This is a genomic window from Lysobacter spongiicola DSM 21749 (assembly GCF_900167055.1).
GTDB classification, from domain to species: Bacteria; Pseudomonadota; Gammaproteobacteria; order Xanthomonadales; family Xanthomonadaceae; genus Novilysobacter; species Novilysobacter spongiicola.
This window is the reverse complement of record NZ_FUXP01000006.1, coordinates 39,930-62,952: the sequence shown is the minus strand read 5'-3', so window position 1 is coordinate 62,952 and position 23,023 is coordinate 39,930. Positions and strand designations below refer to the sequence as shown.

23 protein-coding genes and 1 tRNA gene are annotated in these 23,023 nt (G+C 68.2%); 7 read left to right on the top strand and 17 right to left on the bottom strand.

What is annotated here, in order from left to right; translation table 11 throughout:
* The first annotated feature begins 37 nt into the window (after positions 1-37).
* Entirely contained in the window at positions 38-619 is a 582-nt protein-coding gene (locus B5D37_RS09170; protein ID WP_078758434.1) for a Dps family protein, read from the top strand.
* 63 nt (positions 620-682) lie between these two features.
* Positions 683-2,497 (top strand): DNA helicase RecQ, encoded by a 1,815-nt coding sequence (gene recQ / locus B5D37_RS09165; protein WP_078758433.1) that lies wholly within the window; start codon positions 683-685, stop codon positions 2,495-2,497.
* Positions 2,498-2,512: 15 nt separating this feature from the next.
* Here the strand turns inward: recQ and B5D37_RS09160 are convergent, their stop codons facing one another.
* Positions 2,513-4,624, bottom strand: coding sequence for a TonB-dependent receptor family protein (locus B5D37_RS09160; protein WP_159447374.1), 2,112 nt, complete (start codon positions 4,622-4,624; stop codon positions 2,513-2,515).
* Positions 4,625-4,790: 166 nt separating this feature from the next.
* A tRNA-Lys gene (locus tag B5D37_RS09155) sits at positions 4,791-4,866 on the bottom strand.
* A 217-nt stretch (positions 4,867-5,083) separates the two neighbouring features.
* Between B5D37_RS09155 and coxB the strand changes: the two genes are divergently transcribed.
* The 4 genes from coxB to B5D37_RS09135 are packed head-to-tail and all read left to right on the top strand — an operon-like array spanning position 5,084 to position 9,217.
* Positions 5,084-5,809: a cytochrome c oxidase subunit II gene (gene coxB / locus B5D37_RS09150; RefSeq protein WP_078758431.1), complete on the top strand. Its 726-nt coding sequence runs from the start codon at positions 5,084-5,086 to the stop codon at positions 5,807-5,809.
* A gap of 11 nt (positions 5,810-5,820) precedes the next feature.
* On the top strand, positions 5,821-8,313 hold the full coding sequence (ctaD, locus tag B5D37_RS09145; protein WP_078758516.1) for a cytochrome c oxidase subunit I: 2,493 nt from the start codon (positions 5,821-5,823) through the stop codon (positions 8,311-8,313).
* Positions 8,310-8,675, top strand: a complete 366-nt coding sequence (locus tag B5D37_RS09140) for a hypothetical protein (protein ID WP_078758430.1) — start codon at positions 8,310-8,312, stop codon at positions 8,673-8,675. The genes ctaD and B5D37_RS09140 overlap by 4 nt, the downstream gene beginning before the upstream one ends.
* An 8-nt stretch (positions 8,676-8,683) precedes the next feature.
* Entirely contained in the window at positions 8,684-9,217 is a 534-nt protein-coding gene (locus tag B5D37_RS09135) for a DUF2231 domain-containing protein (protein WP_078758429.1), read from the top strand.
* A gap of 31 nt (positions 9,218-9,248) precedes the next feature.
* On the opposite strand, the gene B5D37_RS09130 is transcribed toward B5D37_RS09135, so the two are convergent.
* Entirely contained in the window at positions 9,249-9,845 is a 597-nt protein-coding gene (locus B5D37_RS09130; RefSeq protein WP_234987786.1) for a CopD family protein, read from the bottom strand.
* Between B5D37_RS09130 and B5D37_RS09125 the strand changes: the two genes are divergently transcribed.
* Positions 9,844-10,788: a cytochrome c oxidase assembly protein gene (locus tag B5D37_RS09125; protein WP_078758427.1), complete on the top strand. Its 945-nt coding sequence runs from the start codon at positions 9,844-9,846 to the stop codon at positions 10,786-10,788. The genes B5D37_RS09130 and B5D37_RS09125 overlap by 2 nt on opposite strands.
* On the opposite strand, the gene queC is transcribed toward B5D37_RS09125, so the two are convergent.
* From queC to B5D37_RS09055, 14 genes are all read right to left on the bottom strand, one after another.
* On the bottom strand, positions 10,779-11,456 hold the full coding sequence (queC, locus tag B5D37_RS09120; RefSeq protein ID WP_078758426.1) for a 7-cyano-7-deazaguanine synthase QueC: 678 nt from the start codon (positions 11,454-11,456) through the stop codon (positions 10,779-10,781). The two genes, B5D37_RS09125 and queC, sit on opposite strands and share 10 nt — an antisense overlap.
* A 141-nt stretch (positions 11,457-11,597) precedes the next feature.
* Positions 11,598-12,275 carry a 7-carboxy-7-deazaguanine synthase QueE gene (gene queE, locus B5D37_RS09115; RefSeq protein WP_078758425.1) on the bottom strand — a complete coding sequence of 226 codons (678 nt, stop codon included), beginning with the start codon at positions 12,273-12,275 and terminating at the stop codon, positions 11,598-11,600.
* Between the two features lie 56 nt (positions 12,276-12,331).
* Positions 12,332-13,150, bottom strand: a complete 819-nt coding sequence (gene ybgF, locus B5D37_RS09110) for a tol-pal system protein YbgF (protein ID WP_200809221.1) — start codon at positions 13,148-13,150, stop codon at positions 12,332-12,334.
* A gap of 19 nt (positions 13,151-13,169) precedes the next feature.
* Positions 13,170-13,679 (bottom strand): peptidoglycan-associated lipoprotein Pal, encoded by a 510-nt coding sequence (gene pal / locus B5D37_RS09105; protein ID WP_078758424.1) that lies wholly within the window; start codon positions 13,677-13,679, stop codon positions 13,170-13,172.
* An 81-nt stretch (positions 13,680-13,760) separates the two neighbouring features.
* Positions 13,761-15,092: a Tol-Pal system beta propeller repeat protein TolB gene (gene tolB, locus B5D37_RS09100; protein WP_078758423.1), complete on the bottom strand. Its 1,332-nt coding sequence runs from the start codon at positions 15,090-15,092 to the stop codon at positions 13,761-13,763.
* An 89-nt stretch (positions 15,093-15,181) separates the two neighbouring features.
* Positions 15,182-16,138 (bottom strand): cell envelope integrity protein TolA, encoded by a 957-nt coding sequence (gene tolA, locus B5D37_RS09095; RefSeq protein ID WP_159447373.1) that lies wholly within the window; start codon positions 16,136-16,138, stop codon positions 15,182-15,184.
* Positions 16,135-16,578 carry a protein TolR gene (gene tolR / locus B5D37_RS09090; RefSeq protein WP_078758422.1) on the bottom strand — a complete coding sequence of 148 codons (444 nt, stop codon included), beginning with the start codon at positions 16,576-16,578 and terminating at the stop codon, positions 16,135-16,137. The genes tolA and tolR overlap by 4 nt, the downstream gene beginning before the upstream one ends.
* Before the next feature lie 45 nt (positions 16,579-16,623).
* On the bottom strand, positions 16,624-17,403 hold the full coding sequence (tolQ, locus tag B5D37_RS09085) for a protein TolQ (protein ID WP_078758421.1): 780 nt from the start codon (positions 17,401-17,403) through the stop codon (positions 16,624-16,626).
* Positions 17,404-17,477: 74 nt separating this feature from the next.
* Positions 17,478-17,888, bottom strand: a complete 411-nt coding sequence (gene ybgC / locus B5D37_RS09080; protein ID WP_078758420.1) for a tol-pal system-associated acyl-CoA thioesterase — start codon at positions 17,886-17,888, stop codon at positions 17,478-17,480.
* Positions 17,889-17,927: 39 nt separating this feature from the next.
* Positions 17,928-18,968 carry a Holliday junction branch migration DNA helicase RuvB gene (ruvB, locus tag B5D37_RS09075; RefSeq protein ID WP_078758419.1) on the bottom strand — a complete coding sequence of 347 codons (1,041 nt, stop codon included), beginning with the start codon at positions 18,966-18,968 and terminating at the stop codon, positions 17,928-17,930.
* A 187-nt stretch (positions 18,969-19,155) separates the two neighbouring features.
* On the bottom strand, positions 19,156-21,072 hold the full coding sequence (locus B5D37_RS09070) for a potassium transporter Kup (RefSeq protein ID WP_078758418.1): 1,917 nt from the start codon (positions 21,070-21,072) through the stop codon (positions 19,156-19,158).
* A gap of 28 nt (positions 21,073-21,100) precedes the next feature.
* Positions 21,101-21,691 (bottom strand): Holliday junction branch migration protein RuvA, encoded by a 591-nt coding sequence (ruvA, locus tag B5D37_RS09065; RefSeq protein WP_078758417.1) that lies wholly within the window; start codon positions 21,689-21,691, stop codon positions 21,101-21,103.
* A gap of 13 nt (positions 21,692-21,704) precedes the next feature.
* Positions 21,705-22,232, bottom strand: a complete 528-nt coding sequence (gene ruvC, locus B5D37_RS09060; protein ID WP_078758416.1) for a crossover junction endodeoxyribonuclease RuvC — start codon at positions 22,230-22,232, stop codon at positions 21,705-21,707.
* Between the two features lie 17 nt (positions 22,233-22,249).
* A complete protein-coding gene (locus tag B5D37_RS09055) occupies positions 22,250-22,981 on the bottom strand; it encodes a YebC/PmpR family DNA-binding transcriptional regulator (protein WP_078758415.1) in 732 nt (243 codons plus the stop codon).
* Positions 22,982-23,023 lie beyond the last annotated feature (42 nt).

Below are 23,023 nucleotides of genomic sequence, written 5' to 3'. Positions count from 1 at the left end.
CTATTGTCGCCGCATCGACCATGAAGGGAGCGACCAGATGGCGAAGACCAGCAAGGCAGTGAAACCCAAGACCGGAAAGAGCACCAAGGGCAGCACCGGAAAGGTACATGCCGCGGCGTCGCCGGGCCCCGGTTCCAGCGCGCCGCAGATCGATATCGGGATCGGTGGCAAGGATCGCAAGACGATCGCCGACGGCCTGTCGGTTTTCCTGGCGGACGCCTACACGCTGTACCTCAAGACCCACAACTTCCACTGGAACGTGACCGGCTCGATGTTCAACGCCCTTCACGTGATGTTCGAGGAGCAGTACACCGAGCAGTGGACGGCGCTGGACGACATCGCGGAGCGCATCCGCGCACTGGGCTTCAACGCGCCGGGCTCCTATGCCGAGTTCATCCGGCTGTCGTCCATCGCCGAAGAGCCCGGACTCTCGGAAGCTCCCGACTGGCGCGAGATGGTGCGCCAGTTGGTAGTCGGCAACGAAGCGGTGTGCCGCTCGGCCCGCAAGGTGCTGCGGACCGCCGACGATGCCGGTGATGACCCCAGCGTGGACCTGCTGACCCAGCGCCTGCAGACCCACGAGAAATACGCCTGGATGCTGCGCTCGCTGCTGCAGTAATCCTGCCCCTCCAGCGGGAGTTGTCCGATACGGCAACGAGCCCCGCTTGATATCCTGCGCGGCATGAAAGATGCCGCGCAGGAGCTCCTCCAGACCACCTTCGGCCACGCCGGGTTCCGGGGGGAACAGGCGGAGATCGTCGAGTGCGTCGCCAGCGGCAACGATGCGCTCGTCCTGATGCCGACCGGCGGCGGCAAGTCGCTGTGTTACCAGCTCCCGGCCCTGCTGCGCGACGGCTGCGGCATTGTCATCTCGCCCCTGATCGCCCTGATGCAGGACCAGGTCGAAGCCTTGCGCCAGGTCGGGGTACGCGCGGCCTACCTGAACTCCACGCTCGATGCCGCGGAAGCTGCGACGGTCGAGCGCGACCTGCTCGATGGAAACCTCGACCTGCTCTACGTGGCGCCCGAGCGCTTGCTGACGCCGCGCTGCCTCAACCTGCTGGATCGCGCATCCATCTCCCTGTTCGCCATCGACGAGGCGCATTGCGTCTCGCAGTGGGGCCATGACTTCCGGCGCGAGTATCGGGAACTGACCGTGCTCCACGAACGCTGGCCGGAGGTGCCGCGCATCGCATTGACCGCCACCGCCGACGAGCCGACCCGGCGCGAGATCGCCGAGCGGTTGGGGCTGGAGCAGGCGCGCCGGTTCGTGAGTTCCTTCGATCGCCCCAATATCCGCTACCGGGTGGTGCAAAAGGACGGCAGCGGCCAACGGGCCCTGCTCGACTTCCTGCATGCGCACCGCGGCGAGAGCGGGATCGTCTATGCCTTCTCCCGCAAGCGCGTGGAGAAGATCGCCGAGCAGTTGCAGGCCGCGGGCATCAATGCGCTGCCCTACCACGCCGGCATCGACGCGGGCATACGCGCCGCCAACCAGCGGCGTTTCCTGCAGACCGACGGCGTGGTGATGGTGGCGACGATCGCCTTCGGCATGGGCATCGACAAACCGGACGTGCGCTTCGTCGCCCATGTCGACCTGCCCAAGTCGGTGGAGGGTTACTACCAGGAGACCGGTCGCGCCGGCCGCGACGGTGCGCCTGCCGAAGCGTGGCTCAGCTACGGCCTGGGCGACGTGGTCAACCTGCGCATGCTGATCAACCAGTCGGAGGCCGGCGAGGAGCGCAAGCAGGTCGAGCTGCGCAAGCTCGATGCGCTGCTCGGGTATTGCGAATCCACCGAGTGCCGACGGCAGGCGCTGCTGGGCTGGTTCGGCGAAGCGCACGACGGCGCCTGCGGCAACTGCGACAATTGCCTGGAACCACCGCAGACATGGGATGGCACCGATGCCGCGCGCAAGGCGCTGTCATGCGTGTACCGCACCGGACAGCGCTTCGGCGCGGGCCATGTGATCGACGTGTTGCGAGGCGTGCAGAGCGACAAGGTCCAGCGTTTCGGCCATGACCAGCTCAGCACCTGGGGCATCGGCGAAGACCTCGATGCCCGCCAGTGGAGCGGCGTGTTCCGCCAGCTGGTCGCGCTGGGCCTGCTGGAGGCGGACCATGAACGCCACGGCGCCTTGCAGCTCACGGCGCTGTCCGGCCCGGTGCTGCGTGGAGAGCGGTCCCTCATGTTCCGCAAGGAGGCGCCCCGCTCCACCGCCCGTCGCGGCAGCAGGAGCCCGGGGGCGGGACCGATGCTGGACCTGGGACCGGAGCCGCTGGCACGGTTCAATGCCCTGCGCGAGTGGCGCGCGACCACGGCGCGCGAGCAGAACGTGCCGGCCTACGTGATCTTCCACGACGCGACGCTGCGCACGATTGCCGAGGCGGCACCCGACGACCTCGACGAGCTCGCCCGGATCCCGGGCATTGGCGCAAGCAAGCTGGAACGCTACGGAGAGGCGGTGCTGCAACAGTTGCTGGACTGCGCCGCCTGACGGGCCGGCGGCCCCTCAGCGGCGGGCGTTCCAGCCGAGGCCGAGCGTAAAGCTGCGACCGGCCCCGGGCTCGAAGAAGCGCCCGTTGCCATCGTTGACGATCACCGACCCGGCGTATTCACGGTCGAACAGGTTGTCGACGCGGGCGAAACCGTGCCACCCGCCGCTTTGTGCCCGCCAGTCCGCACGCAGGGCGAAGACCGCGTGGCCCGGTGCGTAGTCGCTGTTGGCATCATTGACCGGGATGCGATCACTCAGCCGTGCCTCCAGGGCCAGCCCCGACCTCCGCGAGTCCGTGCGCCAGCCGAGCTCGGCGAAGGCATTGGCGCTGGGGATCCCCGGCATGCGGTTGCCGGCTTCGATGGTCCGGATGTCGGTCTCGCCACTGCGGGTCACGCTGTAGCTGAAGCTCTCGGTGAAGCGGGCACGGATCAGGTTCGCCGCCACGGTGTAATGCCACCGGTCACCAAGGCGACCGTCGACGCTGGCCTCCAGGCCCTCGCGCCGCGTGCTGCCGGCATTCGCGTAGCTCGACCGCCCGCCACTGCTGGTGGCCGAGACGATTTCACCGTCGCCATCCACCCGCCACGCGGTCACTCCGAGTTGCGCGTCCTGCAGGCGCCAGCGCGCACCGAGTTCAATGGAGTCCGTCCGTGCCGGCCGCAGGTCGAAGTTGAGCCCCGCCACGCCGTCGGGCCGGTACGCCAGTTCGGTGACCGTCGGAGTTTCGAAGCCCCTGCCGGCGCTGGCGAAAACCTCGCCGTTGCCGAAGGCACGCGCGATGCCCACCGATGCCGCGGTCTCGCTGTAGTCGATGCTGCCGCTGTCATCGCCATTGCCGGGCGCCTGGTAGTGGTCGTCGGATGAGAAATCCAGCCAGGAATGGCGCACGCCGCCGAGCGCCGTCCACTCCGGCGTGAGGTGGTATTCGCCCAGCAGGAACCCTTCGCGCGCGTCGATGGCGTTGTCCTCGTCACGGCGCAAGCGTCCGCGCACTCCCACTTCGTCGCCCATGAAGTTCTCAAAGCCGCGCCGGGCCTCCTCCAGCCGGCCCAGCTCCACGCCGGCCGCCAGCGAGCCGCGCGCCCAGGACCAGCGATGGCCCGCCTCCAGACCCGCGGAACGCCGGCCGGAGTCGATCACGCCACCGGAACTGCTCGGCGGCATCTGAGCGCCCACCGGGATGGACAGGAACTGCACGATCTCGCGCTCGATCCCGTGCGCGCCCAGCCAGTACTCCCGGCCTGGCGCATAGCTGGAGTCCCAGCGCAGGCCGAACTGGTGGTTGTCGATGCGCTTGCGCGTGTTGAACTCCAGCGCTTCGGCGGCGGTGCCGTGGGGCTGCGCTTCCCACTGGCCACGCGTGAGACCAAGCGGATCCTGGGTGAAGGGCTGCACCAGGCTGTTCATGGCCAGCCTCAGCCGGCCTGAATCGCCGGCTTTCCACTCCGCCACCGCCGACAACTGGCTGCGCTCCGCAGCGCTGTGCGGCCGCTCGCCATCGGTGGCGAAATGGCTGCCAAGCACGCGCCACTGCCAGTCGCCCGGCGCCGTGCTGCTATCCCAGCGCACAGCCGCCCGGTGGCTGCCGAAGCTGCCGGCCCAGGCCTCGATCGATGCACCGTCGGGGGCGCCGAGATCGGTGTGGCCGACGATCGCGCCACCGGCGGCGTTGCCGTACTGCAGCGCCAGTGGACCGCGCAGGACCTCGATCCGGTCCAGCGCACCCAGCGGGAAGTTCGCCGCCTGGCCCTGCCCGTCCAGCGCGGAAGACGGGATGCCATCGACCACCAGCCGGATGCCGCGGATGCCGAAGGTCGAACGCGCACCGAAACCGCGGCTCTGGATCTGCAGGTCCTGGGCGAAGTTGCCGCGCTCCAGCACGGTGACACCCGGGACCCGCGCCAGCGTCTCGGACAGCCCGACCTGGCGTTGCCCGCGGCGCAGGTCCTGCCCTTCCACCACGTCCACCGCACCCGGGAACCGGGACAGCGGCACCCGCTGGCCGACGACCTCCACGGCATCCAGGGTTTCCGCATCCGGTGGAGGCACCTGCGCCGGTGCGGCCAGAGGCGCTGCTGTCAGCAGCAACGTGGCGGGGAGGAGTCGGACGAGGGCTGGGGTCATTGAATCGGGGCTCCAATCAGCCTGCATCCGGAGCGGACGCCAGGCGGGGGCGCGCACGTTAACAGCCCGGCGGTGAGCCGATCGAGACGACAGGTGATCGATGCGGGGGGCGGGACAGCCTGGGCGCGCCAGGACCGGCACGAACCCGCGGGTGGGACTGCCGGAATGGTGGGTCGTGATGGATTCGAACCATCGACCAGCGGATTAAAAGTCCGATGCTCTACCAACTGAGCTAACGACCCGGTCTTCGACGCCGCCGGCTGGGCCGACGGGGCCGCAATTGTGCCACGGTTGCCGGCCTGCGCCCATCACCGCAACGCTGGCAACCAGCAGGTACGTTCACCGGGCTTTACCGCCCTGTGTGGATGAATGCGCATTCGCGTGGCATCCATGACTGCCGCCACGGCCAGGGAAGCAGGGGAGTACAGACATCCCGTGAGGGTTCATCCGATCCACTCGATGCCGGGTATCCGCTCCGCGAAGTACGCGGCGGCCCTGCTGGCGGCAACCGCGTGCGGCGGCTGCAGCGGCGTGCAATCCATGCTGGACCCGGCGGGCCCGGCAGCCGATGCCATTGCACGCACCTGGTGGCTGATGGCGATCGGCGCAACGCTGGTGCTGGCACTGGTCATGGGCCTGTTGTGGCGGGTGCTGAGCCGTCGTCCGGACCGGCCGCCCTTCGTGCACGGCACCCGGCTGATCATCCTCGGCGGCCTGGTGCTGCCGGTGACTGTGCTGATCGCGCTACTCATCCACGGGACGGCAACCGGACGCAACGTCATGGCGCTCGACGAACAGGTGGGCCAGGTGGTCGCGGTGGAGGGGCGCCAGTGGTTCTGGACCTTCGACTACCTCGACGACGACGGCGCCGCCCGGATCAGTACCCGTGACCTGCTGGTGCTGCCCCTCGGCGAGACAGTCGAATTCCAGGTCACCAGCGCCGATGTCATCCACAGCTTCTGGATCCCACGACTGGGCGGCAAGATCGACGCCATCCCGGGACGAACCAACCACATCCGCCTGCGCGCCGACTCCACGAGTCCCATCCGGGGACAGTGCGCGGAATTCTGCGGCCTGGAACACACCCACATGAGCTTCGACGTCGTGGTCCTGCCGCCATCGAGGTTCGAGCAGTGGTTGCAGGAAGGCGGTGATCCGACGGCAATGGTTGGCCCCACGCAATGAGCGCGACCGGCATGGACAATTCGACGCCGCTGGCCCGCATGCACCGCACCTGGGCCAACGCCCCCGGCCTGCTGGGGCAACTGACCGCGGTCAACCACAGCTCGGTAGGTTTGCGCTTCGTCTTCACCGGACTGGCCTTCATGCTGGTCGGCGGCATCCTGGCGATGTTCATACGCCTGCAACTGGCGTGGCCCGGCAATGAAGTACTCAGCCCGGAGCGCTACAACCAGTTCGTGACGATGCACGGCACCACGATGATGTTCCTGTTCGCGGTGCCGGTGATGGAAGGCTTCGGCATGTACCTGGTGCCGAAGATGATCGGCGCGCGCGACCTGCCGTTCCCGCGCATGGGCGCGTTCGGCTACTGGTGTTACCTGTTCGGCGGGCTGTTCCTGTATTCCAGCTTCCTGTTCGGCGAGGCGCCCGACGGCGGCTGGTTCATGTACGTGCCGTTGGCCAACGCCACCTTCAGCCCCGGCATGGGCCCGGACTTCTGGCTGATCGGCATCACCTTCGCCGAAATCGCGGCGGTCACGGGGGCGGTGGAGCTGATCGTGGCCATCCTGCTGACCCGTGCGCCGGGCATGGGCATCCAGCGCATGCCGCTGTTCGCCTGGTACATGCTGGTGACGGCTTTCATGATCGCCTTCGGCTTCCCGCCGCTGATCCTGGCGAGCATCCTGCTGGAGATCGAGCGGGCCTTCGGCTTCGCCTTCTTTGAGCCCTCGCGCGGCGGCGATCCGCTGCTGTGGCAACACCTGTTCTGGCTGTTCGGGCACCCCGAGGTCTACATCATCTTCCTGCCCGCGGCAGGCGTGGTGTCGACGCTGATCCCCACCTTCGCCCGGCACCCGGTGGTGGGCTACACCTGGATCGTGCTGGCCATCATCGCGATGGGATTCCTGAGTTTCGGGTTGTGGGTACACCACATGTTCGCGGTCGGCATCCCGCTGCTGTCGCTGAGCTTCTTCAGCGCGGCAAGCATGGCGGTTGCCATTCCGACCGGCATCCAGATATTCGCGTGGCTGGCGACGCTGTGGTCGGGCAAGCCGTGGCTCCGGGTCCCGATGCTGTACCTGGTCGGGTTCTTCTTCATCTTCGTACTGGGCGGGCTGACCGGGGTGATGGTCGCGCTGGTGCCCTTCGACTGGCAGGTGCACGACACCCACTTCGTGGTGGCCCACCTGCACTACGTGCTGATCGGCGGAATGATGTTCCCCCTGTTCGCCGGACTGTACTACTGGCTGCCGCTGGTGAGCGGGCGCATGCCTTCGGAGAGCATCAGCCGTACCGGCTTCTGGCTGGTCTTCATCGGCTTCAACCTGACCTTCCTGCCAATGCACCTGACCGGCATGCTGGGTCTGCCCCGCCGGGTGTACAGCTACGCACCGGAGCTGGGCGTTTCCTGGCTCAACCTGGTGTCCACCGCGGCGGGTTTCCTGCTGGCGGTGGGCATCGTCGCCATCCTGATCGACATCGCCCTGTGCTTCAGGCACGGGCGGCGCGGCGAAGGCAATCCATGGGGCGCCTCCACGCTGGAGTGGGCGATCCCGGTACCCGTGCCTCCATACAACTTCGCTTCCATCCCCACGGTGGACAGCGGCTACCCACTCTGGGACCGGCCTGAAACCCGGGCCGAGACCGCGCGTGCCGATGGACTGCTTTCGGATGCCTCGCACGGCCATCGCGAACTCCTCGGCACCGGGTTGCTGTCGGCAAAACCGGAGCAGGTGATCCGCATCTCCAGTTCAAGCTGGGCGCCGTTGCTGACGGCGCTTTCGATCGCGGCGCTGCTGGCCTGCTTCATTGCCAAGCTCTACCTGCTGGCGGCGATCGCGCTGTTGCCGATCATCGCCATGCTCGGGTTCTGGTTGTGGACCACCGGCGATCGCCACGCGCCTGCAACGCGCAAAGCTGCCCCCGGACTGGAGTTGCCGACCCAGGCAAGCGCCCGCAATGCACCGGGCTGGTGGGCGCTGGTGATCTCGTTGCTGATCGACGGGTCGCTGTTCGCTTCGCTGGTGTACGCCTATTTCTATCTGTGGCTGGGCGCACCTGTCTGGCCGCCACCGACCAGTGGTACCGGCGGCTGGATGCTGCCCTTGCTTGCGCTGGGCGCCCTGATCGTGAGTGCCGTGGTCGCGGAGTGGTCGTTGCGCGCCAATGACGCCGGGCGCCCGGTGCGGCTCCAGTTCGGCCTCGGCGTGAGCGCGGCCGCGGGCGTCGGCTTCCTGGCATTGCATGCACTGGCACTGGCCGCGGTCGGTCCGCCCCAGGTCCACGGCTATGCATCGGTGGTGTGGACGCTGGCCGGGTTCCACGCGGTGCACCTCTTGGTAGGGGTGCTGATCAGTCTGTTCGTCCTGGCGCGGTCCCGCCGCGGGCTGGTGGACGCCGTCCGCCGGCTTGAGCCACGGATTGCGACCGGCTACTGGCGCTACGTGGTCGGCCAGGGGCTGGTCACCTGGGCGGTGATCCACCTGTTCCCGAGGATGGTGCAGTGAGCGCGCACCCCAGCCGGACCCTGACCGGAGTCGTGGCGCCGATGGTGACGTGGGCGCTGCACCTGGTGGTGGTCTACAGCCTGGCGGGCATCGGTTGCCGGCAGGGGTGGCACCTGTCCGTCCTTGGCGGTCTGAGCACGCTGACGTGGGTGCTGCTGGCCGTCACCGTGGCGGCGTTGCTGCCGGTCGCGTGGCTTGCCGCGAAAGCCTGGCGAGATGCACGGTCGGCGCCGGCGGAGCAGGCAACCGCAGCGCGCCGCCAACGCTTCATGGGCCGGGTGTCGCTGGTCCTCGCAGTGCTCTCGATCATCGCCATCGTCTTCACCGCCACCCCCATCTTCATGCTGCCTTCGTGCAGCTGAGGGAGCCCATGGTCCGTCGCCGCAACCGTCCCGTTCCGCCGAAGAAGTACACGCGCAAGGTGCCGAGCGTGATGGCGATCCACAAGCACCCGATCCACCCGATGATGGTGACGTTTCCGATCGCCTTCCTCGCAACGATGGTGGTGACCGACATCCTCTATGCGTGGCTGGGCGAAGAGGTCTGGGCGGTGCTCTCGCTCTGGCTCAACGTCGGTGGGCTGGGCATGGGCCTGCTGGCCGCGGTGTTCGGCATCGGCGACTTCCTGATCGTGCGCGAGATCCGCAACCACGTATCGGCCTGGAGCCACTTCATCGCCGCAGTGATGCTGCTGGCGCTGGCGGCCACCGGGGTGTGGCTGCGCTGGCCGGACCCGGAGGCGGCCGTGTGGCCGTGGGGACTGCTGCTCTCTACGGTGACCGGTGGCACCGTCGTGGTGGCCGGGTGGCTGGGCGGAACCCTGACCTTCCGCCATGGCATCGGCGTGTACGGCGAAAAGCCACCCGGCCCCGACGAGGAGGGCAACGAACGGGCAGCCGAGTGAGCCAGCGAGGCCCTGGACAGGCAGGGTCGGCTCAGGTCGAGTGCGGGGGCGGCGCCGGAAGCGGCGGCACCGTCCCGGGCTTGGCCCCGGTCAACGCCGCGATCGCCAGCAGCAGTACCAGCGGGATCGCGCCCGCCAGGCGGTAGAACCCGACGCCGTGGCGTTCGCGCCCCTGTTCGAGCTCGTACATCACCACGCCCAGATACAGGTGGATGGCGACCGCCATCAGCACCACCAGCAACTTGATCACCAGCCAGGCGCCGGTCGGGCCGTAGGCGATCAGGACCATCCCGAGCCCGATCGTCAGCAGGCCGGCAGGCGACATCACGCGGAAGTACAGCGTGCCGGCGGCGGGGATGAAGAACGATGATTCGGCGTCGAGCTCGCGACGATGGCGCGCGGCAAGCAGTCGCGGCAGGAAGAACAGGCCGGTGAACCAGACGCTCATTGCGGTGATGTGCAGGAGCTTCAGCCAGAAGTACATGCCCGTCCTCGAAACCTTGCTGTAGACATGCAATCTAGGCGAAGCCGCCGCAAGACGGAGTGACAACATCGTCGACCCGTGGCGCATGGCTGCCTCCCCGGCTCCACGGGCACGGAACGACGGGTTTGCTAGCGTGCGTGCCATGTCCAGCTCCTGGTCCTGCCGTGCTCTCGCATTCGCCCTCTGCCTGGGCGCACCGGCTGTCGCCTTGGCGCATGGCGACCATGTCCCGACGCTCGCGACGGCGTGGACGCTGTCGCCCTGGTTCCTGCTACCGGCATCCGTCCTGCTGGCCCTGTACACGGTGGGGCTGGCGAGGCTGTGGCGGCAGGCCGGCATCGGCCGCGGCGTGTCCTGGCTGCAGGCCAGCGGGTTCGGCGCGGGCATTCTGGCGCTGTTCCTGGCGGCAGTGTGGCCGCTGGATGCCTATGGCGAATGGTCGCTCTCCGCGCACATGGCGCAGCACATGCTGCTGCTCGCGCTCGCGCCTCCGTTGCTGCTGTCGGGGCGCCCGATGGGGGTGGTCGCGCACGCACTGCCTCCGCGCTGGTCGCCACGCGTGCACCGGGCGGTGGCCGGCCTGAAGTCGCAGGTCGTGGCGGGGTTGGGCCTCGCCACGCTGGTGCATGTCGGGGTGATGGCGCTATGGCACCTGCCCGCCGCAACCGGCGCGGCACTGGCCAGCGAGGGCGTGCACTGGGCGATGCACGGCAGCTTCCTGCTGGCAGGCCTGTGGTTCTGGACCGCGATGCTGCACCGCTTGCGCGACGCGAGCACCGGCGCCGGGCCGGCGCTGCTTGCAGTGGTGGCGGTGATGATGGCGATGGGCTTCATGGGCGCACTGCTCACCTTCTCCCGCCGCCCCCTGTACGAGGTATACGCCGAGCGTGCGCCGGCACTGGGACTGGACGTGCTGGCGGACCAGCAACTGGCGGGCCTGGTGATGTGGGTACCTGCGTGCCTGCCCTACCTCGTCGGCGGGCTCTGGCTGATGGCGGCATGGATGCAGCGTGCGCAGCGCCGGCAGGACCCGGCCTACGCTGCCCCGCCTCCCTTCGAACCGCGTTCGCCCGGCCCTCAGGCGTAGCGGGTCGGGTCTGCGACGCCGGCGGCGTCGAAGCCGGCTGCCCGCAACCTGCAGGCATCGCAGTGGCCACAGGCCTTGCCCGCGGCATCGGCCGCATAACAAGAGACGGTATCGGCGAAATCGACCCCCAGCCGCACGCCTTCGCGCACGATGTCGTCCTTGCCCAGGTGCTGCAGCGGCGCGTGCACACGGATGCCTGCACCCTCGACGCCGGCACGGGTAGCGAGGTTGGCGAGCCGCTCGAAGGCCTCGATGAACTCCGGGCGGCAATCCGGGTAACCGGAATAATCCACGGCATTGACCCCGCAGAAAATGTCGGCCGCCCCCAGCACCTCGGCCCAACCCAGCGCGATCGACAACATGATGGTGTTGCGCGCCGGGACGTAGGTCACCGGGATCTCCCCGTCACCCGGCGCCTGGTCCATCGGTACGTCGATCCCGGCATCGGTCAACGCCGACCCGCCGATGCTGCCCAGGTCCACCCCGACCGTCTTGTGCGCCACCGCACCCATGGCCCTGGCGACCCGCGCCGCGGCTTCGAGCTCGGAGGTATGCCGCTGCCCGTAGCGCACGCTCAGCGCATGGACGGCGAAGCCGCGCTCGCGGGCGATGGCGAGGACGACCGCGGAGTCCATGCCTCCGGATACGAGGACGACGGCGTTTTTCATGGGAGTCTCTGGAATCGGGAGTGATGGATGGAGATTGGCTGTTGCTCTTCTGTAGGAGCGGCTTCAGCCGCGATCGGACCAACGAGGAACGCCGAATATCGATCGCGGCTGAAGCCGCTCCTACAGAGGGGCGCCGCGCGGCTACCGGCCGGGCGCGTCGTCCCACAGGATCTTGTGCAATTGCAGCTGGAAACGCACCGGCAGCCGGTCGGCGACGATCCAGTCGGCGAGGTCGCGGGGCTGTATCTGGCTGAAGCTCGGCGAGAACAGCACGTCGCAGGTGTCCACCAGGCCATGCTCGGCGACCACCGCTTTCGCCCAGTCGTAGTCCTCGCGCGAGCAGATGACGAACTTCACCTGGTCGTGCGCGGTCAGCAGCGGCAGGTTGCTCCACAGGTTGCGGTGGGCTTCCGCGGACCCCGGCGTCTTGATGTCGAGCACCCGCGAGACCCGGGTGTCGACCGGACCGATGTCGATCGCGCCGGACGTTTCCAGCGACACTTCATAGCCCGCATCGCACAGGCGCTCGAGCAGCGCCACGCAGCGCCTCTGGGCGAGCGGTTCGCCGCCGGTCACGCAGACGTGCCGCACACCGTGCCGGGCCACCTCGGCGAGGATCGAGTCGAAGTCCCACCATTCGCCGCCGTGGAAGGCGTAGGCGGTGTCGCAGTACTGGCAGCGCAACGGACAGCCCGTCAGCCGCACGAAAACCGTCGGCCAGCCGATGCTCCGGGATTCGCCCTGCAGCGATAGGAATATCTCGGTCAGCCGCAGGCGCTCGGGCGACGCTGCAGCCGCCTCTTGGGTCACGGCGTTCATCCGCGCATTTTAGCCGACCCGCGGATCGGCCGGGCGAGGCCGGTCCGGCCGGGGACTCAGCGCAGCCGGCCCAGTTGCATCGCGCCCAGCCTGTCGCTGGCGATGCGGGCGGCATCGGTGCCGGGATAGCGGGTGGTGACCTGGACCAGGGTGCGCTCGGCGGCCTCGTCCTGTTGCAGGCCCTGTTGGGACAGGCCCACCTTCAGCAATGCACCCGGCGCCTTGTCATGGGTCGGGTAGCGCTCGAGCAGCGCCTCGAACTGTTCGATCGCCAGCTCGTAGTTCTGGGTGACGTAATAGCTCTCGCCCAGCCAGTACAGCGCGTTGGGCGCGTAGGCGCCGGACGGGAAACCATCGAGGAAGTCGCGGAACATCGTCGCCGACTCGTCGTAGCGCCCGGCCTTCAGCACATCGAACGCGGCGTCGTAGGCTTCGCGCTCGCCGGCCATCTCGTCCAGTTTGCCGGGATCGCCGTACACCGACGGCGCAGTGGACGGCGGGGGGACCACCGGGGCCGCCACCGTGCCCGCATCGGCAGGCGGAGCAGCGCCGAGGTCCGGCGTCGACGCCGGGTCCGTGCCTTCCAGCCGTGACAGCCGGCCATCGAGATCCAGGTACTGCGCGCGCGCCGTCCTCTGGGCCTGCTCCTGGTCGTGCGCCATCTGCTCGATCTGCGAGCGCAGCGAGACCACTTCGTCCTTGAGCATGTTCACCTGCCGCAGCAGGTCGACGGAGGTCTGGTTGTTGGAGGCCTGCTGCTCCAGCACGGCGACCCGTTCGGCCAGGCTCATGCGCTGGGCCGAGACGGGAGCGGCGGCCACGAGGGCCGCCGCTGCCACCAGCGATGTCGCAATTGAAACGGACAGTTTGCGCATCATTGGCTGTCTTTCTTCCTTACTTGGCGGTGTAGATGATCTCTACACGGCGGTTGCGGGCCCAGCACTCTTCGTTGGAAGCGGTGCAGGTCGGACGCTCTTCGCCGTAGCTGTTGACCGTCTGCTGGTTGCCCGAGCCACCGTTGGCCTGGATGGCCGAGGAGACCGAGTTGCCGCGGCGCTCGCCCAGGCCGAGGTTGTACTCGCGGCTGCCGCGCTCGTCGGCGTGGCCTTCCAGCGTCATGCGCGAGCTCGGACGGTCACGAAGGTACTTGGCGTGGCAGCCGACCAGGGCCTGGAACTCCGGACGCAGCACGTCCTGGTCCAGATCGAAGTAGACGACGCGCTGGCGCAGGCAGGAGTCGGTGTCCAGGTCTTCCGGGCCGTAGGCGCCGGGGGTGGTCGGCTGGCCTGCGACCGGCGGCGGGGTGGTCTCGGCCGGCGGCGGAGCGTCCTTCACCTTCTTGGAGCAGCCGATGGCGGCGGTGCACAGCAGGGTTGCAACCAGAATACGGGTGGTGCTGTTCATCGTGGTTTTCCTCGTCTTTGGCATGGCTGGGTGTAGCGGTTGTTGGACCGGTGGTGGAACCGCTGGCGCCTGATCAGGACGTCAGCGTGGTGTACGGAAGGGCCCCCAGGCCGGCTCGCGGACGTCGCCGTCGGCCAGCACCAGGCGCTGGCGCACCCGGCCGTCGGCGGACACGGCGTACAGGACGCCGCGGCTGCCTTCGCGCGCAGCATAGATGATCATCGCGCCATTGGGTGCGAAGCTCGGGGATTCATCGAGGGACCCGGGCGACAGCGTGCTCCAGCGGGCCGCGCCCAGCGTGGAATCCATCAGCGCGATCCGGTAGGTGTTGCCCGCGCCCTGCGCCGTTGCGATCTTCTTGTCGTCAAAGGACACAGAAGGGCTGGCGTTGTAGTTGCCCTGGAAGGTGACCCTGCTGGCACTGCCACCGGCCGCCGGCACCTGGTAGATCTGGGGCTGGCCGCCACGGTCGGAGGTGAAGTAGAGCGTGCTGCCGTCCGCGCTCCAGGTCGGCTCGGTGTCGATGCCGAAGTGGTTGGTGATCTGACGCAGCGCCTTGCTGCCCAGGTCCATCACGTAGATCTCGGGATTGCCACTGCGCGAGAGGGTCAACGCGAGGCGGTTGCCGTCCGGCGAGAAGGCCGGCGCACCGTTGATGCCGCGGAATTTGGAGATCAGCTGGCGGCTGCCCGAGCTGATGTCCTGGATGTAGATCTCGGAGTTGCCGGCTTCGAAGCTCACGTAGGCCAGGCGGTTGCCGTCGGGGCTCCATGAGGGCGACAGAAGCGGCTCGGGCGAGCTGACGACGGTCTGGGGATTGAAGCCGTCGGAGTCGGCGACCATCAGCGAGTAGCTCGCGCCCTGCCCCACCCCGGTGGCGGTCACGTAGGCGATACGGGTGAAGAACGCACCCGGCACACCCAGGATCTCCTCGTAGACGGCGTCGGCGATCTGGTGGGCGACGTCCCGCATCGCGTTCGCGCGTCCGGTCATGGCAAATCCGAGCAGCCGCTCCTGGGTGGCCACGTCGAACAGCTCGTACTCGACCCGGTAGCTTCCGCTGCCGCCATCGACGACCCGCCCCACGACCAGGTAGTCCTGGTTGAGCGCGCGCCAGGTGGGATAGTTCACCTCGCTGCCGCGGGTCGGCCGCTCGACCAGGTCACGCTCGGACAACACGCGGAACTGGCCGGACCGGTTGAGGTCGGCGGTGATCACGGCGGCCACGTCGGTGTCCGGCGCCGTGCCACTGCCCTGGTACGGCATCGGCACGACGGCGACCGGCAATGCCGCGGCATGGCCACCGACGATGTCGAGCTCGAGCCCCTGCTGGGCAACAGCGACGGCGGGCGCGAGCAGCGCCAGAACGAGGACCGCACAACGCGCGGCCAGCCATGAAGCAAAACCTTTCATCGGCACATCCTGAAGGGGAAGCTGAATGTGTAACAGCATGCGTGTGAACGCTTTCTCAAAGCTGAACGCGGGCCCAGCGGAGCGAAGTATCAGCGGTCGCTGGCCTCGAAGTTGAGCGTCAACGTGCGCGAGAACACTTTCTCAAAACCGGCAAAGGGCAGGGGCTGCGCCTTGAGGACCGCGGCCTCGATCGATCGGCGCCCGCTTTCGTCATACGAACACGGTGAGGTGACCTCGGCGCTCATCACTTCGCCGCCGGGCAACTGCTTGATGATCAGGCGGCAACGCGCGCCAATCGGGACAGTCTCGGGTCGCGTCCACTTGGCGCGGATAGCTTCGATCAACGCGGCTTGATACCGAGCCGAAAGATCCTGGTCGACGCCATTGTTCCCCTGCGGCGGGCTGGTCGCGCTGGAACCGGACCGACTTTCGCGCGCCTCGGCGATCTGCCGCAGCTTCTGCTCCGCCAGCTCCGCCTTGCGTGCCTCCTCCGCCATCCGCCGGCGGATTTCGGCCAGCTTCTCCTCGCGCTCCCGCGCCTCCCGGGCGAGCCGGCGCTGGCGCTCGGCCTCTTCCTGGCGCTTGCGTTCGGTCAGGTCGACCTGCGCCTGGCGGCGCCGTTCCTCCTGGAGCTTCTCCTCATCGGACGGGGTCGGCGTCGGCACGTCGACCACCTCGTCCTGCTCGATGGTGTCCGGCTCGGGGAGGAACTCCTGCGCCTGCTGCTGCGGCGGCGTCGGTGCGTCCTCCGGCACGGGCTCGGGAACAGGCTGCGGCAGGGGTGCGGCGACCTCCTCGACGGGCTCGGGCGCCGGCTCGGGCAGCGGTTCGGGCAACGGCTCCGGGCGATCGCTGAGCACCTCCTGCATGGCGGGCGAGAGCGCATCGGCGTCCACCAGCTCGGCTTCGACCGGCGAGCCGGCCGCGGACACCGGCGCGGCATCGCGGGCCCACCAGAGCCCGGCGAACATCAGCCCGAACAGCAACAGATGCAGCCCGATCGCGAGCAGCAGCGCCTGCCGGGTATCGGCGCGGGTCTCCCTCACTGCTGTTCGACCTCCAGGGTCGAGCTCATCAGGCTCACCCGCGGCACGTCCGCGTTCTTGAGGCGTGCCATCGCCTGCACCACCGATTCGTAGCGCGCGTTGGCGTCACCGGCAACGTATACCGGCACCCCCGGATTGTTGCGCGCGAAGGCGCCGACGCGGGCTTCGAGGTCGTCGAGGGTCAGCGCCTCCTGCGGCGCGCCCTGCAGGGTCAGGAAGTAGTTGCCGGCGGCGTCCACGCTCACCACCACCGGTTCCTGGTCGCCGCTGGTGATCGACTTGGCGTCGGCGCGGGGCAGTTCCACCTCCACGCCGAGGTTCATCAGTGGCGCGGTGACCATGAAGATGATCAGCAGGACCAGCATCACGTCGATGTAGGGCACGACGTTGATCTCGGCCTTGAGCTTGCGTTTGCGGATGCGGCGTCCGGTCGGGGCCATGGCGTGGGTTCCGTAGTCGTCTTCGAGGGGCGGCAGGTCGCCGGATCAGTCCTGGTGCGACTGGCGCTCGAGGATCGACGAGAACTCCTCGGTGAAGGCGTCGTAACGCACCGCGATGCGCTCGACCTTGGTGGCGTAGCGGTTGTACGCCCATACCGCCGGGATCGCGGCGAACAGGCCCATCGCGGTCGCGATCAGGGCTTCCGAGATGCCCGGCGCGACGGTGGCGATGGTCGCCTCCTGCACGTTCGCCAGGCCCTGGAAGGAAATCATGATGCCCCAGACGGTACCGAACAGGCCCACGTACGGCGCGATCGAGCCGACGTTGGCGAGGAACTCGAGGTTGTGCTCGAGGCCGTCCAGTTCACGGGCGACCGCCACCCGCATGCCTCGCTGCGCACCTTCCAGCTGCAGGCGGCTGTCGGCTACGCGCCGCTGGCGCGAGAACTCGCGGAAGCCGGCTTCGAAGATCGACTCCATGCCGCCCGGTTCACGGTTGCGCTGGCTGGCACCAGTGTAGAGCTTGCTCAGCTCGGTGCCCGACCAGAAGCGCTCCTCGAAGGCTTCGGCTTCGCGCTCGGCACGGTCGAGCACTTTCTTCTTGCGAAAGATGATCACCCACGAGGCGATCGAGGCGAGCAACAGCAGGATCATGACCAGCTGCACCGGGATGCTGGCATGGAGGATCAGCTGCACCATGTCCAGGTTGCTGGCCACCGGCGTGCCCTCGGCGGTCACCAGCGCGGCGTTGCCGGCCGCGGAGGCGGCCTCCTCCGGCAACGGTTCGACGGTGGCGGCCTGCAGTGCGGTCAGCAACGATGTCATGCGTGGTCTCCGGTGCCCGGTTCATTCCGGACGGTTGGTCGGTCCGGCGCCTGCCGGGTGTCAGTGGTTGCGGATCAGGGCGCAGGTGTCGCCAGCGCCATGAGCCGGTCGTGCAGGGGCTGCGGGATGGCCCGCGGCCGGAAAGCCTGTGCATCCAGTGCCGCGACACGCACGGTCGCGCTCAGCAGCAGCGTCCCGTCGCGCCGGATCTCCTGGGCGAACACCGCGCTCGCGCGGCGGCATTCGCGCAGGTCGACACCGACCTGCACCTCGTCGTCGAGCCGCGCCGGTTTCACGAAGCCGATCTCCATCGACCGGACCGCGAACACCAGGTCGTGCTCGACGCGCAGTGCATCCTGGGCATACCCGAGTCCGCGCATCCATTCGCTGCGCGCCCGCTCGAGGAAACCCAGGTACCGGGCGTGGTAGACCACCCCGCCGGCGTCGGTATCTTCCCAGTAAACACGGACGGGTAGACTGAACATTGTCGAAAGACCTGTAACGGATCGGAGGGAGAAGCGGGGTCAGGCGGAGGGGCCGGGACCCTCGAACAGGTCCTCGTCGGCGCCGCGCGGTTGCAGGCCCACGTGGCGATACGCCTTGGGCGTGGCCATCCGGCCGCGGGCGCTGCGCACCAGGTATCCCTGCTGGATCAGGTAGGGCTCGATCACGTCCTCCAGCGTGCCGCGCTCTTCGCTCAATGCCGCGGCGAGGGACTCCACCCCGACCGGACCGCCATCGAAGGACTGGATGATGGTGGTCAGCAGGCGCCGGTCGAGCTCGTCGAAGCCCTCCGGGTCCACCTTCAGCATCGCCATGGCGGCATCGGCCGTGGCCTGGTCGATCCGGCCGCCGGCGCGGACCTGCGCGTAGTCGCGCACCCGGCGCAGCAAGCGGTTGGCAATGCGCGGAGTGCCGCGCGAGCGTCGGGCGATCTCGCCGGCGCCCTCCGGCTCGCAGCTGATGCCAAGGATGCTGGCCGAGCGCCGTACGATCCGGGTGAGCTCGGCCGGGCTGTAGAACTGCAGGCGCTGGACGATGCCGAAGCGGTCGCGCAGCGGCGCGGTCAGCAGGCCGGCCCGGGTGGTGGCGCCGATCAACGTGAAGGGCGGCAGGTCCAGCTTGATCGAGCGGGCGGCGGGGCCCTCGCCGATCATGATATCGATCTGGTAGTCCTCCATCGCCGGGTACAGCACCTCCTCGACCACGGGCGAGAGGCGATGGATCTCGTCGATGAACAGCACGTCGTGCGGCTGCAGGTTGGTCAGCAGCGCGGCGAGGTCGCCGGCCTTCTCGATCACCGGGCCCGAGGTGGTGCGCAGGTTGACTCCAAGCTCGTTGGCGATCACATGGCTCAGGGTGGTCTTGCCCAGGCCGGGCGGCCCGAAGATCAGCACGTGGTCCAGCGCCTCGCCCCGGCCCTTGGCGGCCTCGATGAAGATCTTCATCTGGTCGCGGACCGGCTGCTGGCCGAGGTAGTCGTCCAGCGATTTCGGCCGGATCGACGCCTCGACCGCGTCGTCCTCGTGGGTCGCGCCGGGGGCGATGATGCGCTCTTCGTTCATCGGGCTATGTTCGCATGGGTGGGCGCGGATCGGCGCCTTGCGCGGGCGCCCGCCCGCCGCCGTTGATCCGTGCATTTGTAGGAGCGGCTTCAGCCGCGATCGGATGCCGATGGGCTACCGATGGTCCGATCGCGGCTGAAGCCGCTCCTACATACTCCGCCGCGTGAAACAGGCGGCGGGCCTCCCGTCAGATCTCGACCTGGGCGCCCAGTTCGACCAGCCGGTTGCCCGGGATCCTGAAGAAGCCGGTCGCCGGCGCCGCATTGCGGTGCATGAACCCGAACAGGCGGTCGCGCCAGAACGGCATGCCGCGATGGGCGATCGCCACCACCGTCTCGCGGCTGGCGAAATAGGTGGTTTCCATCGGGTCGAAGTAAACGCCGCCGGCATCGCAGGAGCGCATCAGCGCCAGCGGCACGTCCGGCGTCTCCATGAAGCCGAAGCGGATCAGCACGCGGTAGAAGTCGTCGCCGATCTCGCTGATCTTGAGGCGCTTGTCGCTCGGTGCGTAAGGGACCGCCAGCGTTTCCACGGTCAGGAACACGTTGCGCTCGTGCAGCACCTTGTTGTGCTTGAGGTTGTGCATCAGCGCGTGCGGGACCACGCCCTTGTCGGCGGTCATGAAGATGGCCGTGCCCGGCACCCGCACCGGCGGCGCGAGCATCAGCCCCGGCAGGAAGCTGTCGAGCTGGATACCGCCCTTCTGCACTTCCTCGCGCAGGAGCTTGCGGCCGCGGCGCCAGGTCCGCAGCATCGTGAACAGCACGATGCCCAGCACCAGCGGGAACCAGCCGCCCTGCAGGATCTTGGCGCCATTGGCGATCACGAAGGCGATGTCGCCGACCAGGAACACCACGCACAGCGGCAGCACCCACCAGCGCCAGCGCGGCCACAGGGCGCGCGCCACGAGGGCCAGCAGCAGGGTGTCGATGAGCATGGTGCCCGAGACCGAGATGCCGTAGGCGGTGGCCAGGGCCGAGGAGCTGCCGAAGGTCAGCACCAGCAGGATGACCACGATCATCATCATCCAGTTCACGCTCGGGATGTAGATCTGCCCGATGGTGTCGCTGGAGGTGTGCTTGGTGCTCATGCGCGGGATGTACCCCAGCTGCATCGCCTGCCGGGTCACCGAGAACGCGCCGGTGATGACGGCCTGAGAGGCGATCACGGTCGCCGCGGTGGCCAGCACGATCATCGGCACGCGTCCCCACTCGGGAACGCCGATGTAGAACGGATTGGCGATGGCGGCGGGATCCTCGAGCACCAGCGCGCCCTGCCCCAGGTAGTTCAGCATCAGCGAAGGCAGCACGAAGTAGTACCAGCCGTAGCGCACCGGCTTGGCGCCGAAGTGGCCCATGTCGGTGTAGATCGCCTCGCCTCCGGTCACCGCCAGCACCACCGCACCGAGGATGAAGATGCCGTGCCAGCTGTGCGTGGCGAAGAAGTTCACCGCCCACCATGGATTGATCGCGCTCAGCACCTCGGGCTCGTGCAGGATGTTGACCACCCCGAGCACGGCCAGGGTGATGAACCAGATCCCGGTGATCGGCCCGAACACCTTGCCGACCTTCTCGGTACCGAAGCGCTGGGCGGCGAACAGCGCCACCAGCACCACCACCGTCAATGGCACCACCCAGCGGCCCAGCTGCGGCGCGACCACCTCCAGGCCTTCCAGCGCCGACAGCACCGAGATCGCCGGGGTGATCACGCCGTCGCCGAAAAACAGTGCCGCGCCGAACACGCCGAGGATGCCGACGCCGTAGGCCGACTTCGAGCCCTTCGGCAGCGTGCGCTGGGCCAGCGCCATCAGTGCCATGATGCCGCCTTCGCCCTCGTTGTCGGCGCGCATGATGATGGTCACGTACTTCAGCGTGACCACGATCATCAGGGCCCAGAACACCAGCGACAGGATGCCCAAGACGGTGTCGTGGTTGGCGACCAGTCCGTAGTGCGGGCTGAAGGCCTCCCTGAGCGTATACAGCGGGCTGGTGCCGATGTCGCCGAACACGACACCGACCGCCGCGACGACGAGCCCGGCGAGGCCCTTCCTGCCATGGGCGCCCGCGGCCCCGTGGCCGTTGCGTGGGTTGTTTGGACTGGACATGTGGACCCTGGCGGGAGCGTCGGGCGCTTCAGCGAAGCGCGGACTGTAGCGCCTTGCGGATGATGGTGGCAGCGTCGTCGCCACCGGCGGTGGCATCGCGCGCCATGCGCGCAGCCTCGGCGGGCTTGTAGCCCAGTTGCTGGAGGGCGATGACCGCCTCGCTCTGCGGATCCCCGGGCATGCCTTTCGGGTCCAGGGCGACACCATCGCCACCCAGCGCCGCGGCGCGATCGCGCAGTTCGACGATCATGCGCTCGGCGGTCTTCTTGCCGATGCCCGGGATGCGAGTGAGCGCGGTGACATCGCTGTTCTGCACCATGCGCGCGAAGTCATCCACACTGACGCCCGACAGCACCGCCAGCGCAATCTTCGCGCCGACCCCGGAGACCTTCTGCACGTCGCGGAACAACCGTCGCTCGGCTTCGCGCAGGAAGCCGTACAGCGAAACGCTGTCTTCCTTCTGCGCGTAATGGGTGAACAGCGACACCTCGCGGCCGAGGTCGGGCAGGTCGTAGAAGGTGCTCATCGGCGCCTCCAGCTCGTACCCCACCCCGTTCACGTCCACCACCAGCCACGGTGGCTGCTTGTGGATGACGATGCCCTTGAGCCTGCCGATCATGCCTGCCTGCGGATCATGCGCCGCGCCTCCGTAGCTGGTGCACCGCCAGGCCGGTGCGGCCCGCGGTGGCACTCATGTGTGCGTGGGTCAGGGCCACCGCCAGCGCATCGGCGGCGTCGGCCTGCAGTTTCATGTCGGCCAGGTTCAACAGCAACCGGACCATGTGCTGCACCTGGGTCTTGTCGGCGGCACCACGCCCGACCAGCGACTGCTTGATCACCCGCGGCGCGTATTCGCTGATGCCGATCTTCCTGCGCACCACCGTCGCCAGGGCGGCGCCACGTGCGTGGCCCAGCTTGAGCGCGGAGGTCGCGGACTTGTCCATGAAGACGGTCTCGATCGCGACGTGGGTGGGCTGCCAGTCGTCGAGCACGCGCTCCAGCCCTTCGCACAACAGTCCCAGGCGCGACGGGAAATCCTCGGCATCCAGCAGCTTGAGCGCCTCGCAGTGGACGTACGCGCAGCGCCCGTCCGCGGCGACATCGATCACGCCGATGCCGGTCCGTTGCGAACCGGGGTCGATTCCCAGGATGCGGATCACGTCGCCAGCCTACGCCATCAGGCGTACGCGTCCGCCCCGAGCTCGGCGTTGGAGTAGACGTTCTGGACGTCGTCAAGGTCCTCGAGCCAGTCCAGTAGCTTCACCACCTGCTGGGCGGTGTCGCCTTCCACCGCGATGTCGTTGTCGGCGCGGTAGGTGACTTCGGCGTGGGCCGGCGGATGGCCGGCGGCGATCATGGCGTCGCGCACGGCCTCGAAACCGTCCGGCGGGGTCAGTACGTCGATCGAGCCGTCATCCGGGTAGACCACCACATCGTCCGCGCCGGCCTCGATGGCCGCGCCGGTGATCGCATCCTCGTCGGCGCCGGGGCCGTAGGTGACCACGCCCACCCGGTTGAACATGAAGGCGACCGAGCCGTCGGTGCCGAGGTTGCCACCGAACTTGCCGAAGGCGTGGCGGACGTCCGCGACGGTGCGCACCTTGTTGTCGGTCAGGCAATCCACGATCACCGCCACGCCGCCGGGCGCGTAGCCCTCGTAGCGGATCTCCTCATAGTCGACCCCTTCCAGTTCGCCGGTGGCCTTCTTGATGGCGCGCTCGATCACGTCCTTGGACATGTTCGCCGCCAGGCCCTTGTCGATCGCGGTCCGCAGGCGTGGATTGCCCGCCGGGTCGCCGCCGCCGGAGCGCGCGGCGACGCTGATCTCGCGGATGATCTTGGTGAAGATCTTGCCGCGCTTCGCATCCGAAGCGTTCTTGCGGCCTTCGATCGACGGTCCCCTGCCCATGTGATGTCCGGTTGTGCTTGTGACAAGCGCGGGATTTTACGC

Excerpts from the sequence above, each read along its gene's own strand:
- tolQ (WP_078758421.1), bottom strand. The coding sequence starts at position 17,403 with ATGACATCGTTGCTGACCGCACTGCAGGCCGCCACCGTCGAACCGTTG.
- B5D37_RS09130 (WP_234987786.1), bottom strand. The coding sequence starts at position 9,845 with ATGGCACGCACGCTAGCAAACCCGTCGTTCCGTGCCCGTGGAGCCGGG.
- queC (WP_078758426.1), bottom strand. The coding sequence starts at position 11,456 with ATGAAAAACGCCGTCGTCCTCGTATCCGGAGGCATGGACTCCGCGGTC.
- tolB (WP_078758423.1), bottom strand. The coding sequence starts at position 15,092 with ATGAAAGGTTTTGCTTCATGGCTGGCCGCGCGTTGTGCGGTCCTCGTT.
- B5D37_RS09125 (WP_078758427.1), top strand. The coding sequence starts at position 9,844 with ATGTCCAGCTCCTGGTCCTGCCGTGCTCTCGCATTCGCCCTCTGCCTG.
- B5D37_RS09135 (WP_078758429.1), top strand. The coding sequence starts at position 8,684 with ATGGTCCGTCGCCGCAACCGTCCCGTTCCGCCGAAGAAGTACACGCGC.
- ruvB (WP_078758419.1), bottom strand. The coding sequence starts at position 18,968 with ATGAACGAAGAGCGCATCATCGCCCCCGGCGCGACCCACGAGGACGAC.
- ybgC (WP_078758420.1), bottom strand. The coding sequence starts at position 17,888 with ATGTTCAGTCTACCCGTCCGTGTTTACTGGGAAGATACCGACGCCGGC.
- pal (WP_078758424.1), bottom strand. The coding sequence starts at position 13,679 with ATGAACAGCACCACCCGTATTCTGGTTGCAACCCTGCTGTGCACCGCC.
- tolR (WP_078758422.1), bottom strand. The coding sequence starts at position 16,578 with ATGGCCCCGACCGGACGCCGCATCCGCAAACGCAAGCTCAAGGCCGAG.
- coxB (WP_078758431.1), top strand. The coding sequence starts at position 5,084 with ATGCCGGGTATCCGCTCCGCGAAGTACGCGGCGGCCCTGCTGGCGGCA.
- B5D37_RS09070 (WP_078758418.1), bottom strand. The coding sequence starts at position 21,072 with ATGTCCAGTCCAAACAACCCACGCAACGGCCACGGGGCCGCGGGCGCC.
- ybgF (WP_200809221.1), bottom strand. The coding sequence starts at position 13,150 with ATGCGCAAACTGTCCGTTTCAATTGCGACATCGCTGGTGGCAGCGGCG.
- B5D37_RS09160 (WP_159447374.1), bottom strand. The coding sequence starts at position 4,624 with ATGACCCCAGCCCTCGTCCGACTCCTCCCCGCCACGTTGCTGCTGACA.
- ruvA (WP_078758417.1), bottom strand. The coding sequence starts at position 21,691 with ATGATCGGCAGGCTCAAGGGCATCGTCATCCACAAGCAGCCACCGTGG.
- ctaD (WP_078758516.1), top strand. The coding sequence starts at position 5,821 with ATGGACAATTCGACGCCGCTGGCCCGCATGCACCGCACCTGGGCCAAC.
- queE (WP_078758425.1), bottom strand. The coding sequence starts at position 12,275 with ATGAACGCCGTGACCCAAGAGGCGGCTGCAGCGTCGCCCGAGCGCCTG.
- B5D37_RS09170 (WP_078758434.1), top strand. The coding sequence starts at position 38 with ATGGCGAAGACCAGCAAGGCAGTGAAACCCAAGACCGGAAAGAGCACC.
- recQ (WP_078758433.1), top strand. The coding sequence starts at position 683 with ATGAAAGATGCCGCGCAGGAGCTCCTCCAGACCACCTTCGGCCACGCC.
- B5D37_RS09055 (WP_078758415.1), bottom strand. The coding sequence starts at position 22,981 with ATGGGCAGGGGACCGTCGATCGAAGGCCGCAAGAACGCTTCGGATGCG.